Raw genomic sequence first — 16,680 nt, 5'->3', positions numbered from 1 at the left:
CAGCGTCAGACCAGCTTGCTCCGCCAGGCATAGGCCTTTTTCTGGCATTCCAGCACCGACTGCGGCGAAACGCCCAGCCGTTCCAGGCAGCTGGCTGCCTCATCCAGTTCCAGCCGTTCCATCATCTCACTCACACAGAGCAGGGTTCCCAGGTCACCGCCATGGCTGACCAGGGCGCCCTGAATCTCGTCGGTCACGTTCAGGTTCTGCAGAATATCCGACATACCGATATCATAGACATCCTTCAGCATGGAGAGGATGCCCACCATAAACGCCTCATCAGGCTGGGCATGACGCAGCAGCTTGCTGTTGGACAGCTCCAGCCGGGCCATCTCCTCCATAAAGGCAGCCCGCGCCGCTGCCATGTCCATCAGCGGATTGTTGAAGGTCTGTACCCCCGCCCCTTCGTCGGCGAAGATGGCCAATTGCACCCAACGCCGCAGGTGCTGCAGCCCCACCCGGGTAATGGCCTGACGCACGGTACGGATCTTTTCCCGCGATCCATAGGCCACCGAATTGACCAGCAACAAGAGCTTGTAGGTAAGCACCGGGCTCAGCTTGAAGGTCTCTTCGATCTGGTCAATCTCGGCATCTGAGGAAAGCTGTTGCAGCAGCCTGAAAAACACGCCCGATGCATTGGCCATACGGGTCTTCTGCACAATCGAGGGACGGGCAAAAAAATAGCCCTGAAACAGATCGAAGCCCATCCGGCGGCTGCGCAGGAAGACATGGCGGCTATCCACCTTCTCAGCCAATAATTTTACCGGATAGCGCTTGAAACGATCCACCTCGCGATACAACTCCTCCAGCGGCGTCGTGAGCAGGTCAAGCTTGATGATATCCGCCAGCCCCTGATAGAACGGCTCGTACTGCGGGCCATAGCGATGGTCGTCCAGGGCCAGCAGAAAACCTTTATCCTTGAGCTGCTGGCAGCGTGCGATCAGATCGGACGTGATCTCGACATGCTCCAAAAGCTCCAGGCTGATCACATCGCGGGGCAACAGCTCAATGGTGTCACTGAGCAGCATCTCGGCGTCCACGTTGATGTAGCCACGGTATTCCCCCAGCACCTCGCGGATGCCGAAACTGGAGAGCACATCCACAATCACCTGGGCCGTGGCCTGCACATGACTGTCGAAACTGGCCGCCGTCAAAGACCGGGGCGAGCGGAAGAGGAGTTCGTAGCCGACGATCTCTTCCAAACCGTTCAGAATCGGTTGTCTGCCCATGAGATGCTGCACGGCTTTACCTCGTTCGACGGGGTAGGACCTAAGGACGTTGTGCTCACGTACTAGCAGTGTAACAGGTTTGGAAAGTTTTTCAGCAGGGGAACAACTTTTCGGAGGGATCAGGCATCCAGCAGATCCGTGACCACCAGCCCTTCCAGCAGACTGTAATCACTCACCTTCATCTGATCAAAATGGAAGCGCTGCAGGGTCAGCAGGGTGATCAGCGCCCCGGCGATGATCAGATCCTCACGCCCCGGCTCCAGACCGGGCAGCTGCAGACGCTCCGACGGCGACAGTGGCAGCAGCTGGTCGTAGATGCGCTGGATTTCGCTCTTGTCCAGCACCAGGTTGTTGACCTTGCGGTAGTCGTACTCGGCCATCTTGAGGCTCAGGGCCGCCAGGGTGGTGGCGGTTCCGGCAGTACCGATCAAGAGCGTCGTGGCAGGATCGATCTGCAGTTGGTCACTGGCCATATGCGTCTCAAGGGTGTCCAGCTCCCGGTTGATCTTTTCAGCCATGGCGAAGGGCTCGCCCTTGCCTTCAGTCAGCCGCACCACACCCAACGGCAGACTGTGGACGAAACGGTGGGTGGTACCCTGCGCAAAGGTATATTCGGTGCTGCCGCCACCCACATCAAACAACAACAGGCTGTCCGGGCGCTGATCAAGACCGGCCAGCACCCCCTGCAGGGTGATGCTGCCCTCGGTCTGGCCGTCGATCACCCGCAGCCGGATACCGGTTTCACCTTCTACCTGCGCCACAAAGGCTGGACCGTTTACGGCGTCACGCACAGCACTGGTGGCCACGGCCCGTACCGCCTGCACACCCAGCCGACTGATTTCATCACGAAAGTCACGCAGGCAGGACAAGGCCCGTTGCATGGCGTCATCAGCCAGTCCCTGCTGACGACAAAAGCCACCGCCCAGCCGGACGATGGCCCTCATCAATGACACCTGTTCAAAACGCCCCTCAGGATAACGGTCGGCGATCAGCAAGCGGGCGGTATTGGTCCCGAAATCAATGGCGGCAATCCGCTGCGGCATCGACATTACTAACCGAAGATACGCTCCTTGAGTTCCTTGCCCACCTTGAAAAACGGCAACTTCTTGGGGTTCACCTTGATCGGCTCGCCGGTCTTGGGGTTGCGGCCGGTGTAGGCGCCGTATTCCTTGACCACAAAGCTTCCCAGGCCACGGATCTCGATCCGCTCGCCGTTAATCATCGCTTCGCTCATCGAGTTGAAGATCATGTTGACCACCTCTTCGGCCCGCTTGTGTGAGATATCACGCTGGGCGGCAAAGGCTTCGATCAGTTCCGACTTGTTCATGGCACACTCCTTCAGTGGTGGATACTTAAAAACGCGCAAAGGGCGATTTCTAGCTGTGGGTCAGACTGGCAATGGTCTCCAGGTGGCCGGTCTGGGGAAACATGTCCAACGGCAAGGCGTTCTCCAGGCGATAGCCGCCCTGATTGATCAGGATTGCCAGGTCACGGGCCAGGGTGCCGGGGTCGCAGGAGACATACACAACCTGCTGCGGTTTCAGCTGCGGCAGCAGTTTAACTGCCTCCAACGCGCCGCTGCGCGGCGGATCAAGCAACACGGTTGCAAAGCGTTCATTCCGTGCCACCAGCTGCTGCAGTTCAGCCCCGACATCGGCACATCGGAAAGTGCTATTGTTTACACGAACTTGACGGCTGTTGTCAACAGCCGATGCAATCGAGGGCTGATAGCCTTCAATACCCACCACCTGGGCGAACAGATCGGCCAGTGGCAGGGAGAAGTTGCCATTGCCGCAGTACAGGTCCAGCAGGCGCCCGTCGGCCACCGGCCGCACCAGCTGCCGTACCCGCTCGATCATGGCCCGGTTTTGCTGCCGGTTGACCTGGGAAAACCCGCCGATACCGTAGCCTAAGGTCATCTCACCTGCGCCGGCCGGCACCCGGTAGCTGATCCGCTGGTCACCAAAGACCGGCAGCAGCGTATCCTTGCGGCCACTCTGCAAAAACAGGCCAGCAAGCGCCAGGGACGCTTCATGACTGGCAAGCAAGGCCACCAGCCGTTGCGGATCGTTACCGATGTAATGCACGATGGCATGGCAGCCCTGCTCGCCCTGTTCAATACTGATCTGCGGCACGCGATCAGCATCCGGCAGATCTTCCAGCAGCAGCCTGAGTCGCGCCAGGGCGCCATTAATGGCATCGGTCACCACCGGGCAGCCCTGGGGCAGATCGATCACAAAACGGGAACCGCGCCGGTAAAAGCCAGCCTTAAGACCATCCGGGGCACGGTGCAGCTTGAACTGGGCCCGAGCCCGGTAGCCGTAGGGGCTGGGAGCAGCCATGGTCGGCCCCACCGGCGGATCGATCAATCTGCCGACCCGCTGCAAGGTCTCCAGCAGGATCAAACGCTTGGCCTCGGCCTGGGCTGGGTAGCCCAGATGCTGCCAATCGCAGCCGCCACACTGGCCAAAGGCCGGGCAACAAGGATGCACACGCAGCGACGACGGTTCCAGCAGCTCGACCAGCTCTCCCTCCAGCCAGGAACGGTGTTCCTTCGTCACCCGCACGGTCAGACGATCACCGGGGGCGCTGAACGGCACAAAGCAGACCTTGCCCTCAAGCCGCCCTACCCCGCTGCCACCGAAGGCCAGGCGATCAATGGTCAACTCGGCGTGCTTCATGACAGACAGGGGATACCGCGCAGGGTACGCTTGATCCGTTGCTGATATTCTTTAGCGATAAAGCGGGCAGCAAAATCAGGATGTTCCAAAAGCGGTTCCAGTTGCGTCAACAGGCGCTGCTGCAGGGCGGCGCGGGTCTCGTCAACCAGCTCCGGCGGCACGGCCATCTGCTCGACACTGCGCACCAACGGCACCGGGTCCCCCAACTGACGCCGCAGCTCCGCAAGGCGCTCCGGGTCGTCAATAGTGGCAGCTGACAACGGCACCAGACAACGGGCCTCGATGCTCAACCGCCAGTAGCCGCCGAAATAGTGACGGGAGGTGTCAACCAACTCCAATTTCAGGCCGTTGGCAAACTCGCGAACCATCAGGGCGCCCTGCTCAGACATAGCGCCCCTCTTCCAGCTGCCTCACCAGCTCCACCACCTTGACAACCACCAGCTCTTCAAGCTTGGCACCCTTGTCAGCTGAAGCCTTGGAGGGATCGCCCCACACCCCGCCGGGCCAATATTTTCGCTTATCCCGCACCAGGATACCGGTGGGAAAACTGGGGTATTCAGCGGGGGCGCTGCCCTGCACCAGCTGAGGATGGCTGTGCATGATACGGGAGGTCTCAATCTCGCCGGCATGGGCGTCGTTTGGGGTCTCTACCAGCCCCCGTCCCTGTTCCTTGGCCAGTTCATACTCGGTGACCACGGCTATGCGCAGCTCCGGCAGCTCCAGCAGCAGCTCCTCACCGGCATCCTGCAGCGCCATCCGGTGGGCGCCGCCGGCATGACCGGTCAGCACGATCACATTTCGGAAGCCCTGACCGTAGAAGGAACGGACCAGATCCTTCAGCAGGCCGCGCAGGGTGGTGGTGGAGATGGAGATGGTGCCGGGATGCTGGTTGGTGGAGCGACAGTTACCGTAGTGGATCGGCGGCGCTACGAACAACGGAATCCGTTCAGCGGCCCGTTTGCCCACCTCGTAGGCCTGGATCGTGTCGGTACTGAGCGGCAGGTGGCTGCCATGCTCCTCCAATGAACCAAAGGGAATGTACACGGTTTTACACCTTGTGAGCCCGGCCTCAACCTGCGGCATGGTCATCGCTTCCAGAATCACAAGACCTCCATAAAACGATGCAGCTGGGGCAGCACCCGCACATCGTACAGCTGTCTGCTGGCCAGGGCCTGCAGCCGCATCAGACGCTGCGCCGGCACAGCAACCCTACCATCTCTGTCGGTAACAGGCTGTATTACTAATGGTATTTCATCATCTATTGTGGCAACCAGTTTACAGGCTTTGACTAGTTCCTGATCAGCAGTCAGTTCACCCACCACCACCTTGACCGAGACATCCCGCTCCCGGGCCGCCTCCAGAAAACGGCGGTGTTCCTCCCACAGCTCCGGTGTGGCTGCGGCAGAGGGCAGTTTGATGTCCATGCAGATAAAATCCAGGTGCTCAATCAAACGCGACACGGCATCCGGCAGGGTGCCGTTGGTCTCCAGGTGGATCGGCAGCAGGATGTTCAGTTCCGGCAACCACTGCGCCAGCAGGTCGGCGTGCAAGAGCGGCTCGCCACCGGTGATGCTGATCGAGTGATGGGCATCGGGCAGTTCCTTGCACCAACGATGCACGATATCCAGCACCGTCTGTAACGAAACCGGCTGGGGAATCTCTTGAAACTGGCCGCTGCCCGGCGAGGTTTCCACCCGACAGACCGCCGGCGCCTCGATACTGGTGTCGCAGTAGGCGCAGTCCAGGTTACAGCCAGGCAGGCGGATAAAGATCTGGCGATAGCCGGCCAACACCCCTTCCCCCTGCAACGATGAAAAGATTTCGATCAACGGTGTGCTGCTATTCATAGTACTCGGCACAGGCATTGTCCGACTCCCAGACCCCAATCTTTTCGACGGTGATATTGCCGTTATTCAGTTGTTGCGACAGACGCTGGTAGAGAAAACGGGCGATGTTTTCAGAGGAGGGTGACAACTCCTTGAAGAACTCATGCTGGTTGACGTACTTGTGGTCCAGCTCATCCAGCAGCGCATTGGTCTCTTTCTTCAGCACCTTAAAATCGATGGCCATGCCGGCCTGGTCCAGTTCGCGGGCGGTGACGGTCACTTCCACCTTCCAGTTGTGGCCGTGGAGATTTTCGCAATCCCCCTGATAGTTGATAAGATTATGGGCGGCAGCAAAGCCGGTCTTGATGGTCAGACGATACATGGGCTTCCTTTCATTGATGCAAATAGGCGGACATAGTACACAAAATAAGGGGCGACCGCAAGGCCACCCCACTGATGCAAACATACGTATACAAACCCAGTCAACGACGAACCCGCACCGGTGGTCTCGTTATCCCTGCAGGGCCTGCTCCAGATCGGCGATAATGTCGTGTACGCCTTCGATACCCACCGAAAGACGAATGAAATCCGGCGTAACCCCAGCGGCGCGCTGCTCATCCTCGCTTAATTGCTGGTGGGTGGTGCTGGCCGGATGGATCACCAGGGTCTTGGCATCGCCGATATTGGCCAGATGCGAGGCCAACTTGAGCCGGTCGATGAAACGCAGCGCAGCCTCGCTACCCCCCTTGACACCGAAGCCGATGATGGCGCCGGCGCCATCAGGCAGGTAGCGCTGCGCCCGCTGATGATCTGGATGGGATGTCAGCCCAGGATAATTGACCCAGGCCACCTGGGGCTGCTGTTCCAGCCACTGGGCCACCTGCTGCGCGTTCTCCACATGGCGCGGCATACGCACCTGCAGGGTTTCCAGCCCCTGAATAAACTGGAATGCGTTGAAGGGGGACAGGCAAGCCCCCAGGTCGCGCAGCAATTGAACCCGCATCTTGATGATGAACGACAGGTTGCCCACCGCCTGCCAGAAAACCGCGCCATGGTAGGCCGGATCAGGCTCGGTAAATTCGGGGAACTTGCCGTTATCCCAGGGGAAGCGGCCGCCATCCACCACACAGCCGCCGATGCTGGTGCCGTGACCGCCGATAAATTTGGTCAGCGAGTAGACCACAATATCGGCGCCATGCTCCAACGGCCGGAAGAGGGCCGGCGTGGTGACGGTGTTGTCCACCACCAGCGGAATACCAGCTTCGTGGGCGATCCTGGCCACCGCCTCGAAATCATCGACGTTATTGTTGGGGTTGCCGATCGACTCGCAGTAGATCAGACGGGTATTCTCGTCAATGGCCCGGCGGTAGTTTTCCGGATCGCTGCTGTCCACAAAACGGGTGGTGATGCCGAAGCGCGGCAGGGTGTGGTGAAACAGCGTATAGGTGCCACCGTACAACGCACTGGAAGCAACGATATTCTGACCGGCCCTGGCCAGAGTCATGATGGTATAACTGATGGCAGCCTGGCCGGAGGCCAGCGCCAAGGCGGCCACCCCGCCGTCCAAGGCGGCCATCCGTTTTTCCAGCACATCGGTGGTGGGGTTCATCAGGCGGGTATAGATATTGCCGAACTCTTTGAGGGCAAACAGGTTGGCGGCATGCTCGCTGCTTTTGAAGACGTAGGAACTGGTCTGGTAGATCGGCACTGCCCGCGAAAGGGTGGGATCGGCTGCAGGATCGTGGCCGGCATGCAGGGCCAGGGTGGCCAGGGATTGTTGAACAGTCATGGTTGTTCTCCAATTTTAAGGATAAGCCACCCTACACATTCCATACATTTTAAGTCAAGTTCATTTTCCGGGCATCTCATATTTTTTAATGAAGTCGTTTTCAAACGAGCAGACGCCGTTCCGGCCGCCTTCTTTGGCATCGTACATGGCCGTATCGGCGGCCCGGATCAGTTCGGTCTTGTTGGGGGCGTCATCGGGATAGGTAGCCACACCAAAACTGGCAGTCATCGAAATCTGCTCACCGGAGTCGGCCTGAAAGCTATGCTCGTGCAGACGCTCCAGCATCTTGGTGGCTGCCGACAGGGCACCCTGCTTGCCGGTGTTGGGCAGCACAATCACATATTCATCGCCACCGTAGCGGGCAGCACGGTCGGCGGAGCGGATATGGCGGCGGATCAGATGCCCCACTTCGGCGATCACCCGGCTCCCCACCAGATGGCCGTAGGTGTCGTTAACCTCCTTGAAGTGATCCAGGTCCAGAAACAGCAGTGAAACCTGACTGCCGTAGCGTTTGGCGCGATCCACCTCATATTCCAGCAATTCATGAAAATGCCGGGCGTTGTACAGGCCGGTCAGGTCATCGGTAATCACCAGCTCGCTGATCCGCTGGTAGTTGCGGGCGTTGTCGATGGCAATGGCCGCAAAGTCGGCCAGCGCCCCCAAGAGCGGCATATTCTCGGGGTTGAACGGTTCGCTGCCGTCGACCCCGATCAGCTCCAGCACCCCCAGGACCCGCTCACGAATCTTGAGCGGCACACAGGCGATCGACGAAACCGGGTAATCGACTGCATTGGCAACACTATTATCAAAACGAGTATCCTTGGACACATCAGGGATCAGCAACGCCTCGCCTTGCTGCGCCACCCAACCGGCAACCCCCTGGCCGGGCTGCAGCCGCATCCCTTTCAGATCGTTTGAGACGGGCGAAACCGCGATCTCAAAGGTCAGCTCACCAGTCTCCTCATCTTTAAGCAGCAATGACCAGATCTGGGGCTGTAACAGCCGTTCCAGCTGGGCCATGATCCCTTTGAGCACATCACGCAGCTCCAACGACGAGGTCAGCGTCTTGCCGATCTCCAGCAGGGATGCCATCTCGGCATTTCTGCGGGACAGCAGATCAACGACATCCTCATTGTTACGCATATGGGCCGGCACCATAGCGCCTCCTTGGTTGGTTAGCCATGTAACCAGTCGCACAGGCCGGCGCCTTGGCGCAGCACCTCAGGCCGGTCGCCGATCATGCTGATCACGGTGCTGACATCGGTGGTCAACAGCCCGCCATCCACCACCAGATCGAGCCCATTGCCGAAAATTCGTTGGATCTCGAACGGATCCCCCACCGGTTCCTCCCCGGTCAGGTTGGCGCTGGTGGTAACGATCGGCGCCCCCAGCTGCTGCACGATCGCCATGCAGATCCGGTTGTCGGGAATGCGGATGCCGACCGTCTTCTGGCGGGTGGTCAACAGGTCGGGCACCTCACGGCTGGCCTCCAGCACAAAGGTGTAGGGACCGGGCAGGCAACGCTTCATCGCCTTAAAGGCCATATTGGTAAGCCGGGCATAGCGTGACACCTCGGCCAGGTCGCTGCAGATAAAGGAAAACGGTTTGCGCTTATCCCGCTGCTTGACCTGATAGATCCGCTCCAGCCCCTTTTTGTTAAAGATTGAGCAGCCGATGCCGTAGGTGGTGTCGGTGGGGTAAGCGATCACGCCCCCATCCTGCAGAGAGCGGGCCACCTGGGCGATCAGGCGTGGTTGCGGATTGTCGGGATTGATCTCCAGCAGCATGCTACTTCTCCGGGTTCAGCGCTTCCAGTGCCGGCAGCACAAAACGCCCCTTTTTCTGGATCAGACGGTCATCGAACCAGATCTCGCCGTCCTGCATCAACCGCACCATGTCCCAGTGTACCGCGGAACGGTTGCCGTTGTCGGCCTCGTCATAGGCCTGGCCGGGGGTAAAGTGGATCGAGCCAAAGATCTTCTCGTCAAACAGGATGTTGCGCATCGGGGTGCGGATATTGGGGTTGACCCCCACCGCGAACTCACCTACGTAGCGGGAACCATCATCGGTGTCCAGAATCTTGTTGAGGGCCGCGCTCATGGCGCCGGCGTCGGCCTTGACGATCCTGCCGTCCTTGAACTCCAGCCGGATGTTGTTGAACTCCTTGCCCTGGTAGATGGTGGGGCAGTTGTAGGTGATATGCCCCTGCACCGAGTCCTTGACCGGCGCAGTGAACACCTCGCCGTCCGGGATGTTGAAGCGGCCGTCGCACTTGATGCTGTTAAGCCCCTTGATGCTGAAACGCAGATCGGTGTCCGGCCCCACCAACCGTACCCGGTCGGTTGTGTCCATTAGCTTCTTCAAGGCCTCCATCTTGCGGGATTCAGCGGCCCAGTCCACGTTGCAGGCGCTGAACAGATAGTCCTCGTACTCCTCCAGACTCATCTTGGCTTCCTGGGCCGCACCGTTGGTCGGGTACCGGGTCACGACCCACTTGGTGTGCTTGACCCGCTGGTCCACCAGGGGACGGGTCAACTTCTGGTAGGCCACCATGGACTGCTGGTTGCTGGTGGCGTTAACCATCGAATTTTCACCAGCCGAGATGCCGATGTAGGCAGTCAGGGTCTTGTAGAAATCCAGCTTGTGCTGGGGAAAGACTGCCAACTGTTTCTTGGAGGCCAGGTTATAGAACTGACGGTCGATCTCGGGATGGTTGAAGCTGTACTCCACATACTCGGCGCCCCGCTGCAGACAGAGGGCGTACAGCTCCTTCACCAGCGGGGCCGCCTCAAAACCGGCCGCCGAGATCAAGACCCGGTCGCCCTTCTTGATGCGGGTGGAATAGTCAACCAAGACCCTGGCCATGTCAGCCACGCGGGGATCACGCATAGTCACTCCTTGTTCTGTTTTCGCTTTCCGTCCGGGCGTCTTTACGATAAAAACGCATTCAATCAGCTTTCAGAAGGGATTTTTTACATGAAACACCGTGAGATTGAAACCAAAATCATGAGCCCACTGATCGGCAACCAGATCCCCCTGCCGGCCTACGCCACCGACGGTTCCGCCGCCCTTGACCTGCGAGCCTGCCTGGACAACGAGATCACGGTGGCCCCCGGCGAGACCGTCACCATTCCCAGCGGCATCGCCATCGGCATCCACGATCCCGGTCTGGTGGCCATCCTGGCCCCCCGTTCAGGGTTGGGTATCAAGCACGGCATCGTGCTGGCCAACACTATCGGTGTGATCGACAGTGACTATCAGGGCGAGATCAAGATCGGCATCCGCAACCAGGGACAGCAGCCGTACAGCATCCAACCCGGCGAGCGGATCTGCCAACTGCTGTTTGTGCCGGTGGTGCAGGCCAGTTTACGGGTGGTGGAGCAGTTCAGCGAGGAGAGTGCGCGAGGGGCAGGCGGCTTCGGCCACACCGGTCGGGGGTGACAAGACGGGGCACGGCCAGCGGCCATGCCCCGCAAAGGTTACAGGCTGATCAGTTCACGGTTGGTGGTGAAACAGGTCGGATCCACCTTGCCCATCACCTGTACATTCAGAGAACTGTCTTGGAACAGTCTGCCGGCCAGCTGCTGCAAGTCGACGGCGCTGACGGCGTCGAAACCGGCCATCAGCTCCTCCAGCGGCTGATAGCGGCCGTAGTAAAGATAGCTGCGGGCCAGCCGTGACATGTAGCTGTCGCTGGACTCCAGCGACATCAGAATCTTGCCCTTGATCTGCTCCCGGGCGGCGTTCAGCTCATCCTCAGCCACCAGCTCGTCGCGCAGGCGCCCCATCTCAGCTAACACAATCTTGACCGCTTCACAACTCCGCCCCCGGTCGGTACCAGCATAGACCGTCAGCGCACCGGCATCACTGTAGGAGCTGAGATAGGAGTAAACCGAATAGGCCAGACCGCGCTTTTCACGAATCTCCTGAAACAGGCGCGAGCTCATGCCGCCGCCCAGGATGGTGTTCAGCACCACCAGGGCATAGCGGCCCGGATCGGTGTGCGGCAGACCATCGGTGCCCAGGCAGATCAGGGTCTGTTCCAGATCACGTTCCGACAGCTCCACCACCCGCCCCTTGGAGGGGCGGCTGCAGCTGCCGGTCTCGCGGCGCGGCTCGCCGGGGCTCAGGGCAGAAAAGGGACCTTCCAGCAGATCCACCAGCTGCTGGTGTTCCACCCCGCCGGCAGCGGCAATCACGATCTCGCTGGGCCGGTACCACTGCTGCTTGTGGGCCACAATCGCCTCGCGGCTGATGGCGCTGATGGTCTCGGTGCTGCCCAGGATCGCATGCCCCAGAGGGTGTCCCTGCCAGAAGCTCAGGTGGAAACGGTCGTGGATCGCCTCCTCCGGGGTGTCGTCCCGCATCTTGATCTCCTGCAGCACCACATTACGCTCTTTTTCGATCTCCTCGGCCGGGAAGATCGAATTGAGGAACATGTCGCTCAGGATATCGGACACCTGCGGCAGAAAGCGGGTTAAGGCCTTGGCGTAGTAGCAGACGTACTCGTGGCCGGTGAAGGCGTTCAGTATCCCGCCCAGTGAATCGATCTCCCGCGAGATCTGGCGGGCGTTGCGCCGTTCAGTGCCCTTGAACAGCAGGTGCTCGATAAAGTGGGCCACGCCGCTTATGGACGGTTGTTCCTGGCGGGCGCCGTTGGCCACCCAGATACCCAGCGTGATCGTATGCATGCCCGGCACCTGCTGGGTCACCAGCCGCACACCGTTGTTGAATGTCGTTTCCTGTACCATGCTGGATAGCCTACCGCAGTTTTCCAATTTTTCCACTCCTCCCATCAGTTTCTTGCAGAAGGCCCGTAACATCTGCTATGACAGGCCTAGTAACCCATCCGTGAGGTAGCCCATGCAGTGCATAACCACCCCCCTGCCCGGTGTCTTGATCATTGAACCCAAGGTGTTCGGCGACGACCGGGGCTTCTTTTTCGAAAGCTTTAACCAGCGGGTCTGGCACGAACTGACCGGTCTGGAACACCACTTTGTCCAGCACAACCACTCCCGCTCGGCCCAGAACGTGTTGCGGGGTCTGCATTATCAGATCAGCCAGCCCCAGGGCAAGCTGGTGCGGGTGGTCAGCGGCGAGATATTCGATGTGGCGGTGGATATCAGCCGTTCATCGCCCCACTTCGGCCAGTGGTACGGCATCACCCTCTCAGCGGATAACAAACGCCAGATCTGGATTCCTGAAGGATTTGCCCACGGCTTCTGCGTCACATCCCCCACAGCCGAGGTACTCTACCTGGCCAGCAACTACTACGCGCCGGAGCATGAGCGCTGCATCGCCTGGAACGACCCGGCCATCGGCATCAGCTGGCCCCTGAACGGCCAGCCGCTGCTCTCCGCCAAAGACGGCCAGGGTTGCCTGCTGGCCGAGGCTGAAACCTTTGACTGACCAGCGCAGCAATAGCCGCTGGTTGCTGCTGCTCTGCACCAGCCAGCTGTTCATCATGCTGGTCTTCATCAACTATTCCGCCATTCTGCCGTTACTCAAGGCCGAATGGGGTATGTCCAACACCCAGGCCGGCATCATCTTCTCGGTCTATCAACTGGGCTACATCGCCTCCGGCGTACTGCTCTCCACCCTCTCCGACCGGCTCAACATCCGCAACATCTTCATCACCGCCGCACTCTGGTCCGGCCTGGCCAACCTGCTATTCGGCCTGTTTGCCCACGACTTCACCAGCGGCCTGATTCTGCGGGGGCTGACCGGCATCGGCATGGGCGGCACCTACATGCCGGGCCTCAAACTGGTGGCGGAACGGTTCGAGAGCCACCGCCGGGGTCGGGCCATCGGCATCTACGTCGGCGCCCTGGTCTTGGGGGCCTCGCTGTCGCTGGTGGTGCCGGGGGTTATCACCAGCCTCTGGGATTGGCGCACCGCCATGCTGGTCTGCTCGGCCGGGGTATTTTTGGGGGCCGGTCTGTCGCTGTTTGTCTTCCGTGGCTACCGACCTGCCCCGGTGCCACGCAGCCCAAGAGGATTTACCGGCGAGATTCTCACCAACCGGCCGGCCCTGCTGATCATCCTGGGCTATGCCAGCCATATGTGGGAGATGTACGGCATGCGCAGCTGGCTGGCGCCATTCTTTGCCGCCGCCCTCACCGGCTGGGGCGTGGCCTCGTCCACCGCCACCGCCACAGCGGCCACCATTGCCGCCGTTCTGGTGGGGGTCGGCGCCTTCTCCACCGCCATCACCGGCAGCCTCTCCGATCGCTTCGGCCGCACCATCACCATCACGCTGGTCATGCTGTCCAGCGCCGGCTGTTCCTTCCTGTTCGGCTGGCTGATCAACACCAACCTCTGGTTGACTCTGGCCGTGGGGATTCTGTACGGCTGGCTGATCGTGGCCGAATCGCCGGTCTTCTCCACCGGCCTGACCGAACTGGTGGCGCCCGGCTACCTGGGGGCCGCCATGGGGATGCAATCGCTGATCGGCTACACCATGGGCATGATCTCACCCACCGTCTTCGGCTGGGCACTGGACCGTTTCCAGGACTGGCAGCCCTGGCCCGGCGTGAATGGAGCCTGGGGGGTCGCCTTTACCACCGTGGGATTGGGGGCCCTGTGCGGGCCGGTCTGCATGTGGCTCCTGCGCAGGCATCCTGACAGCAGCAGGATGGCCCGAGGGAAGCGGTAGACTATTCACTGCATCAGTTAGCGGCTCGGCGGATACAGATACTGCTGGAACCCGGCAAAGGCCTGACCGATCTCCGCTGGGGTCTGTCCCAGGTCAGCCACTGCATCGGGAATTGAGTCACGGTATTTCAGTTTTAAGAGTGGTGTCAACTTGGCCTGATCCAGCTCCTCCACGCCAACATCCACGTAATGGGCCAGCACAAAGTCCAGAAACAGTTGCAGTTTGTTGTTAAAATGCTGGGTGATCAGGGTGCGGGCCTTGCCTGCCCGTTCTTCACGGGTCAGCGGCGGCATGGCGTAGGCCACATGGGCCAGCACATCGAACAGATCGCTTTTCTCGGCGTCAATGATCCGCTGCATCTCGGCCAGCTGGTCATGACCGAATCCCTTTTCTGCCAGCCCTTCCAGCAGTTTCCTGCGGGTATCCGGTCGGCTCCAGAGCCCCCGCAACTCTTCCTCATTTTTGAAGAACTCCGGCAGCCTGCCGAACAGCAGTTCCATAAACTGCTGGGCCGACATCGGCGTGCCGTCAGGGTGCCAGAAGCTGGTAACGCTCATGTGTTGGATGCTGCGCTCTTTGCCATCAGCCAGTTTAACCTTTGCCTTCTGTCTTGGCGGCTGCTTTTCTCTTGTGACTTCTCCAGGCTCTATGGGGCGCGGACGACTTATCGCTTTTTCAACTTCTTCCATCGGTTCGCCGTCCCACTCAGGATCACAGAAATGGTGGTGGGCCTTCACAAAGTCGTAGATGGTGAAGTAATCCTTGCCGTCATACAGCCGGGTTCCCCGTCCGATGATCTGCTTGAACTCGATCATGGAATTAACCGGCCGCATCAGCACGATGTTGCGAATGTTACGGGCATCCACGCCGGTTGAGAGTTTTTGCGAGGTGGTCAGGATGGTGGGAATGGTCTTCTCGTTATCCTGAAAATCCCGCAGGTGCTGTTCACCCAATACGCCGTCATTGGCGGTCACCCGCTGGCAGTAGTTGGGATCAGGGCTGGTCTTCAGCTGATTGATCAGGTCACGCACCGCCAGGGCATGATCCTGGGTAGCGCAGAACACCAGGCTCTTTTCCTGCTGGTCGATCATGGACAGGAACAGCTCAACCCGCTTCTTTTCCCGCTCCTTGATCTCGATGATCTTGTTAAAGTCAGATTCCTCGTAGACCCTGCCCGCCTCGATCTGCCCCTCAATAACCGTATCATCAGGAATGTAGATATATTCATCCAGGGTGGTGGAGATCTGCTTTACCCGGAAGGGGGTCAGATAGCCGTCATTGATGCCATCCTTCAGCGAGTAGATGTAGACCGGCTCACCAAAGTAGGCATAGGTATCCACGTTGTCCTTGCGTTTGGGGGTGGCGGTCAGGCCAAGCTGCACCGCAGGGCTGAAGTATTCCAGAATCCCCCGCCAGTTGCTCTCGTCATTGGCGCCGCCCCGGTGGCACTCGTCAATAATGATGCAATCGAAGAAATCCGGCGGATACTCGCCAAAGTAGGGGGTATCGTTGTACCCGCTCATGAAGGTTTGGAAGATGGTGAAGAAGATGCTGCCGTTCTTGGGGACTTTACCCTTTTTCTTGATCTCATCCGGGGCAATCCGCACCAGGGCATCTTCAGGGAAGGCTGAGAAGGCGTTGTAGGCCTGATCTGCCAGAATATTGCGGTCAGCCAGGAACAGAATGCGGGGGCGGCGGGTCGGCTCGCCCTCCTTTTTCCAGTCAGTCAGGTTCCAGCGGCTCTGAAACAGCTTCCAGGCAAGCTGAAAGGCGATAAAGGTCTTGCCGGTTCCGGTGGCCAGGGTCAGCAGGATACGGTCTTGATGATCAGCAACTGCCCGCAGTACCCGTTCAACGGCGATGTCCTGATAGTAGCGCCCTTGAAAGTAGCCGCCCCGATCTTCAAACGGCACCGCAGCAAAGCGGTCACGCCATCCGTTGCGAGTCGCAAAGGTCAGGTTCCAGAGCTCATCCGGGGTGGGGTACTGCGACAACTCACCTTCTGTGCCCGTCTCCATATCAATACTGTAGATACCCTGGCCGTTGGTGGCGTAGGTGAAACGGATCGCCAGCTTACCGGCATACTCCTTGGCTTGGGCGACCCCGGAGGTACAAGGCTTGTCCCACGCCTTGGCCTCCACCACCGCCAGCTTGGTGTTGCGGTATTCCAGCACGTAGTCAGCCGTCAGCGCCTTACCCCGTTTGCCGTGGCCTTCGATCCGGCCTAAGGTGATCGGGTATTCCCGCCGGATGCGGCTACCTGCCACCACACCCCAGCCAGCGGCCTGCAGGGCGGGGTCAATATGCTCGGCTCTGGTTTCGGCTTCGTTCATCAGGCGGTCTTCCCGTAGGGAACAAATGCATTGCTGTCGCGCGTCAGCAGTTGTAGCAACTTGGGGTGAATGAACAGCTTTTCCTTCCCCGCATCCAGTTCGGTCAGTACGCCGATCCGGACCAACTGTTTCAGATACAGCGAGGCGGTCTGACGTTTGGCGATGCC

Annotated in this window: 17 protein-coding genes and 1 pseudogene; 3 read left to right on the top strand and 15 right to left on the bottom strand. The window is 59.7% G+C overall.

Annotation, left to right across the window (positions count from 1 at the left end):
- Positions 1-5: 5 nt before the first annotated feature.
- From RBQ93_RS08985 to RBQ93_RS08930, 12 genes are all read right to left on the bottom strand, one after another.
- Positions 6-1,241, bottom strand: a complete 1,236-nt coding sequence (locus RBQ93_RS08985; RefSeq protein ID WP_320371775.1) for an EAL and HDOD domain-containing protein — start codon at positions 1,239-1,241, stop codon at positions 6-8.
- A gap of 107 nt (positions 1,242-1,348) precedes the next feature.
- Positions 1,349-2,272 (bottom strand): exopolyphosphatase, encoded by a 924-nt coding sequence (locus RBQ93_RS08980; RefSeq protein WP_320371774.1) that lies wholly within the window; start codon positions 2,270-2,272, stop codon positions 1,349-1,351.
- 8 nt (positions 2,273-2,280) lie between these two features.
- Positions 2,281-2,556, bottom strand: coding sequence for an HU family DNA-binding protein (locus RBQ93_RS08975; RefSeq protein WP_320371773.1), 276 nt, complete (start codon positions 2,554-2,556; stop codon positions 2,281-2,283).
- A gap of 49 nt (positions 2,557-2,605) precedes the next feature.
- On the bottom strand, positions 2,606-3,910 hold the full coding sequence (locus RBQ93_RS08970) for a class I SAM-dependent RNA methyltransferase (protein WP_320371772.1): 1,305 nt from the start codon (positions 3,908-3,910) through the stop codon (positions 2,606-2,608).
- On the bottom strand, positions 3,907-4,299 hold the full coding sequence (locus tag RBQ93_RS08965; protein WP_320371771.1) for a hypothetical protein: 393 nt from the start codon (positions 4,297-4,299) through the stop codon (positions 3,907-3,909). The genes RBQ93_RS08970 and RBQ93_RS08965 overlap by 4 nt, the downstream gene beginning before the upstream one ends.
- Positions 4,292-5,014 carry a creatininase family protein gene (locus tag RBQ93_RS08960; protein WP_320371770.1) on the bottom strand — a complete coding sequence of 241 codons (723 nt, stop codon included), beginning with the start codon at positions 5,012-5,014 and terminating at the stop codon, positions 4,292-4,294. The genes RBQ93_RS08965 and RBQ93_RS08960 overlap by 8 nt, the downstream gene beginning before the upstream one ends.
- Complete coding sequence (locus RBQ93_RS08955) at positions 5,011-5,757, bottom strand: 7-carboxy-7-deazaguanine synthase QueE (RefSeq protein WP_320371769.1); 747 nt, start codon at positions 5,755-5,757, stop codon at positions 5,011-5,013. Before RBQ93_RS08955 ends, RBQ93_RS08960 begins: the two co-directional genes overlap by 4 nt.
- Positions 5,750-6,118 carry a 6-carboxytetrahydropterin synthase QueD gene (gene queD, locus RBQ93_RS08950; RefSeq protein ID WP_320371768.1) on the bottom strand — a complete coding sequence of 123 codons (369 nt, stop codon included), beginning with the start codon at positions 6,116-6,118 and terminating at the stop codon, positions 5,750-5,752. The genes RBQ93_RS08955 and queD overlap by 8 nt, the downstream gene beginning before the upstream one ends.
- A 129-nt stretch (positions 6,119-6,247) precedes the next feature.
- Positions 6,248-7,525 carry an O-acetylhomoserine aminocarboxypropyltransferase/cysteine synthase gene (locus tag RBQ93_RS08945; protein WP_320371767.1) on the bottom strand — a complete coding sequence of 426 codons (1,278 nt, stop codon included), beginning with the start codon at positions 7,523-7,525 and terminating at the stop codon, positions 6,248-6,250.
- Positions 7,526-7,585: 60 nt separating this feature from the next.
- Positions 7,586-8,683 (bottom strand): sensor domain-containing diguanylate cyclase, encoded by a 1,098-nt coding sequence (locus RBQ93_RS08940; protein ID WP_320371766.1) that lies wholly within the window; start codon positions 8,681-8,683, stop codon positions 7,586-7,588.
- Between the two features lie 17 nt (positions 8,684-8,700).
- Entirely contained in the window at positions 8,701-9,312 is a 612-nt protein-coding gene (locus tag RBQ93_RS08935) for an L-threonylcarbamoyladenylate synthase (RefSeq protein ID WP_320371765.1), read from the bottom strand.
- A 1-nt stretch (position 9,313) separates the two neighbouring features.
- Entirely contained in the window at positions 9,314-10,414 is a 1,101-nt protein-coding gene (locus tag RBQ93_RS08930; protein WP_320371764.1) for an aminopeptidase, read from the bottom strand.
- Positions 10,415-10,501: 87 nt separating this feature from the next.
- Here RBQ93_RS08930 and dut point away from each other — a divergent pair, with 87 nt between their 5' ends.
- Positions 10,502-10,966, top strand: a complete 465-nt coding sequence (dut, locus tag RBQ93_RS08925; RefSeq protein ID WP_320371763.1) for a dUTP diphosphatase — start codon at positions 10,502-10,504, stop codon at positions 10,964-10,966.
- Positions 10,967-11,004: 38 nt separating this feature from the next.
- On the opposite strand, the gene RBQ93_RS08920 is transcribed toward dut, so the two are convergent.
- On the bottom strand, positions 11,005-12,276 hold the full coding sequence (locus tag RBQ93_RS08920) for a pitrilysin family protein (protein WP_320371762.1): 1,272 nt from the start codon (positions 12,274-12,276) through the stop codon (positions 11,005-11,007).
- A 112-nt stretch (positions 12,277-12,388) separates the two neighbouring features.
- Here RBQ93_RS08920 and rfbC point away from each other — a divergent pair, with 112 nt between their 5' ends.
- The gene (rfbC, locus tag RBQ93_RS08915; RefSeq protein WP_320371761.1) at positions 12,389-12,934 is read left to right on the top strand and encodes a dTDP-4-dehydrorhamnose 3,5-epimerase; all 546 of its coding nucleotides are present in this window, start codon (positions 12,389-12,391) and stop codon (positions 12,932-12,934) included.
- The gene (locus RBQ93_RS08910) at positions 12,927-14,180 is read left to right on the top strand and encodes an MFS transporter (RefSeq protein WP_320371760.1); all 1,254 of its coding nucleotides are present in this window, start codon (positions 12,927-12,929) and stop codon (positions 14,178-14,180) included. The genes rfbC and RBQ93_RS08910 overlap by 8 nt, the downstream gene beginning before the upstream one ends.
- A 17-nt stretch (positions 14,181-14,197) precedes the next feature.
- Here the strand turns inward: RBQ93_RS08910 and hsdR are convergent, their stop codons facing one another.
- Both hsdR and RBQ93_RS12455 read right to left on the bottom strand, forming a co-directional pair.
- On the bottom strand, positions 14,198-16,513 hold the full coding sequence (hsdR, locus tag RBQ93_RS08905) for an EcoAI/FtnUII family type I restriction enzme subunit R (RefSeq protein WP_320371759.1): 2,316 nt from the start codon (positions 16,511-16,513) through the stop codon (positions 14,198-14,200).
- Positions 16,513-16,680, bottom strand: a pseudogene (locus RBQ93_RS12455) (Fic family protein); the annotation flags it as partial. The pseudogene RBQ93_RS12455 and the gene hsdR, both read right to left, overlap by 1 nt.

This window comes from Trichlorobacter sp., from assembly GCF_034008105.1.
Taxonomy (GTDB): domain Bacteria; phylum Desulfobacterota; class Desulfuromonadia; order Geobacterales; family Pseudopelobacteraceae; genus Trichlorobacter.
Note: the sequence above shows the minus strand (reverse complement) of the source record. Positions and strands in the feature narration are given on the sequence as shown.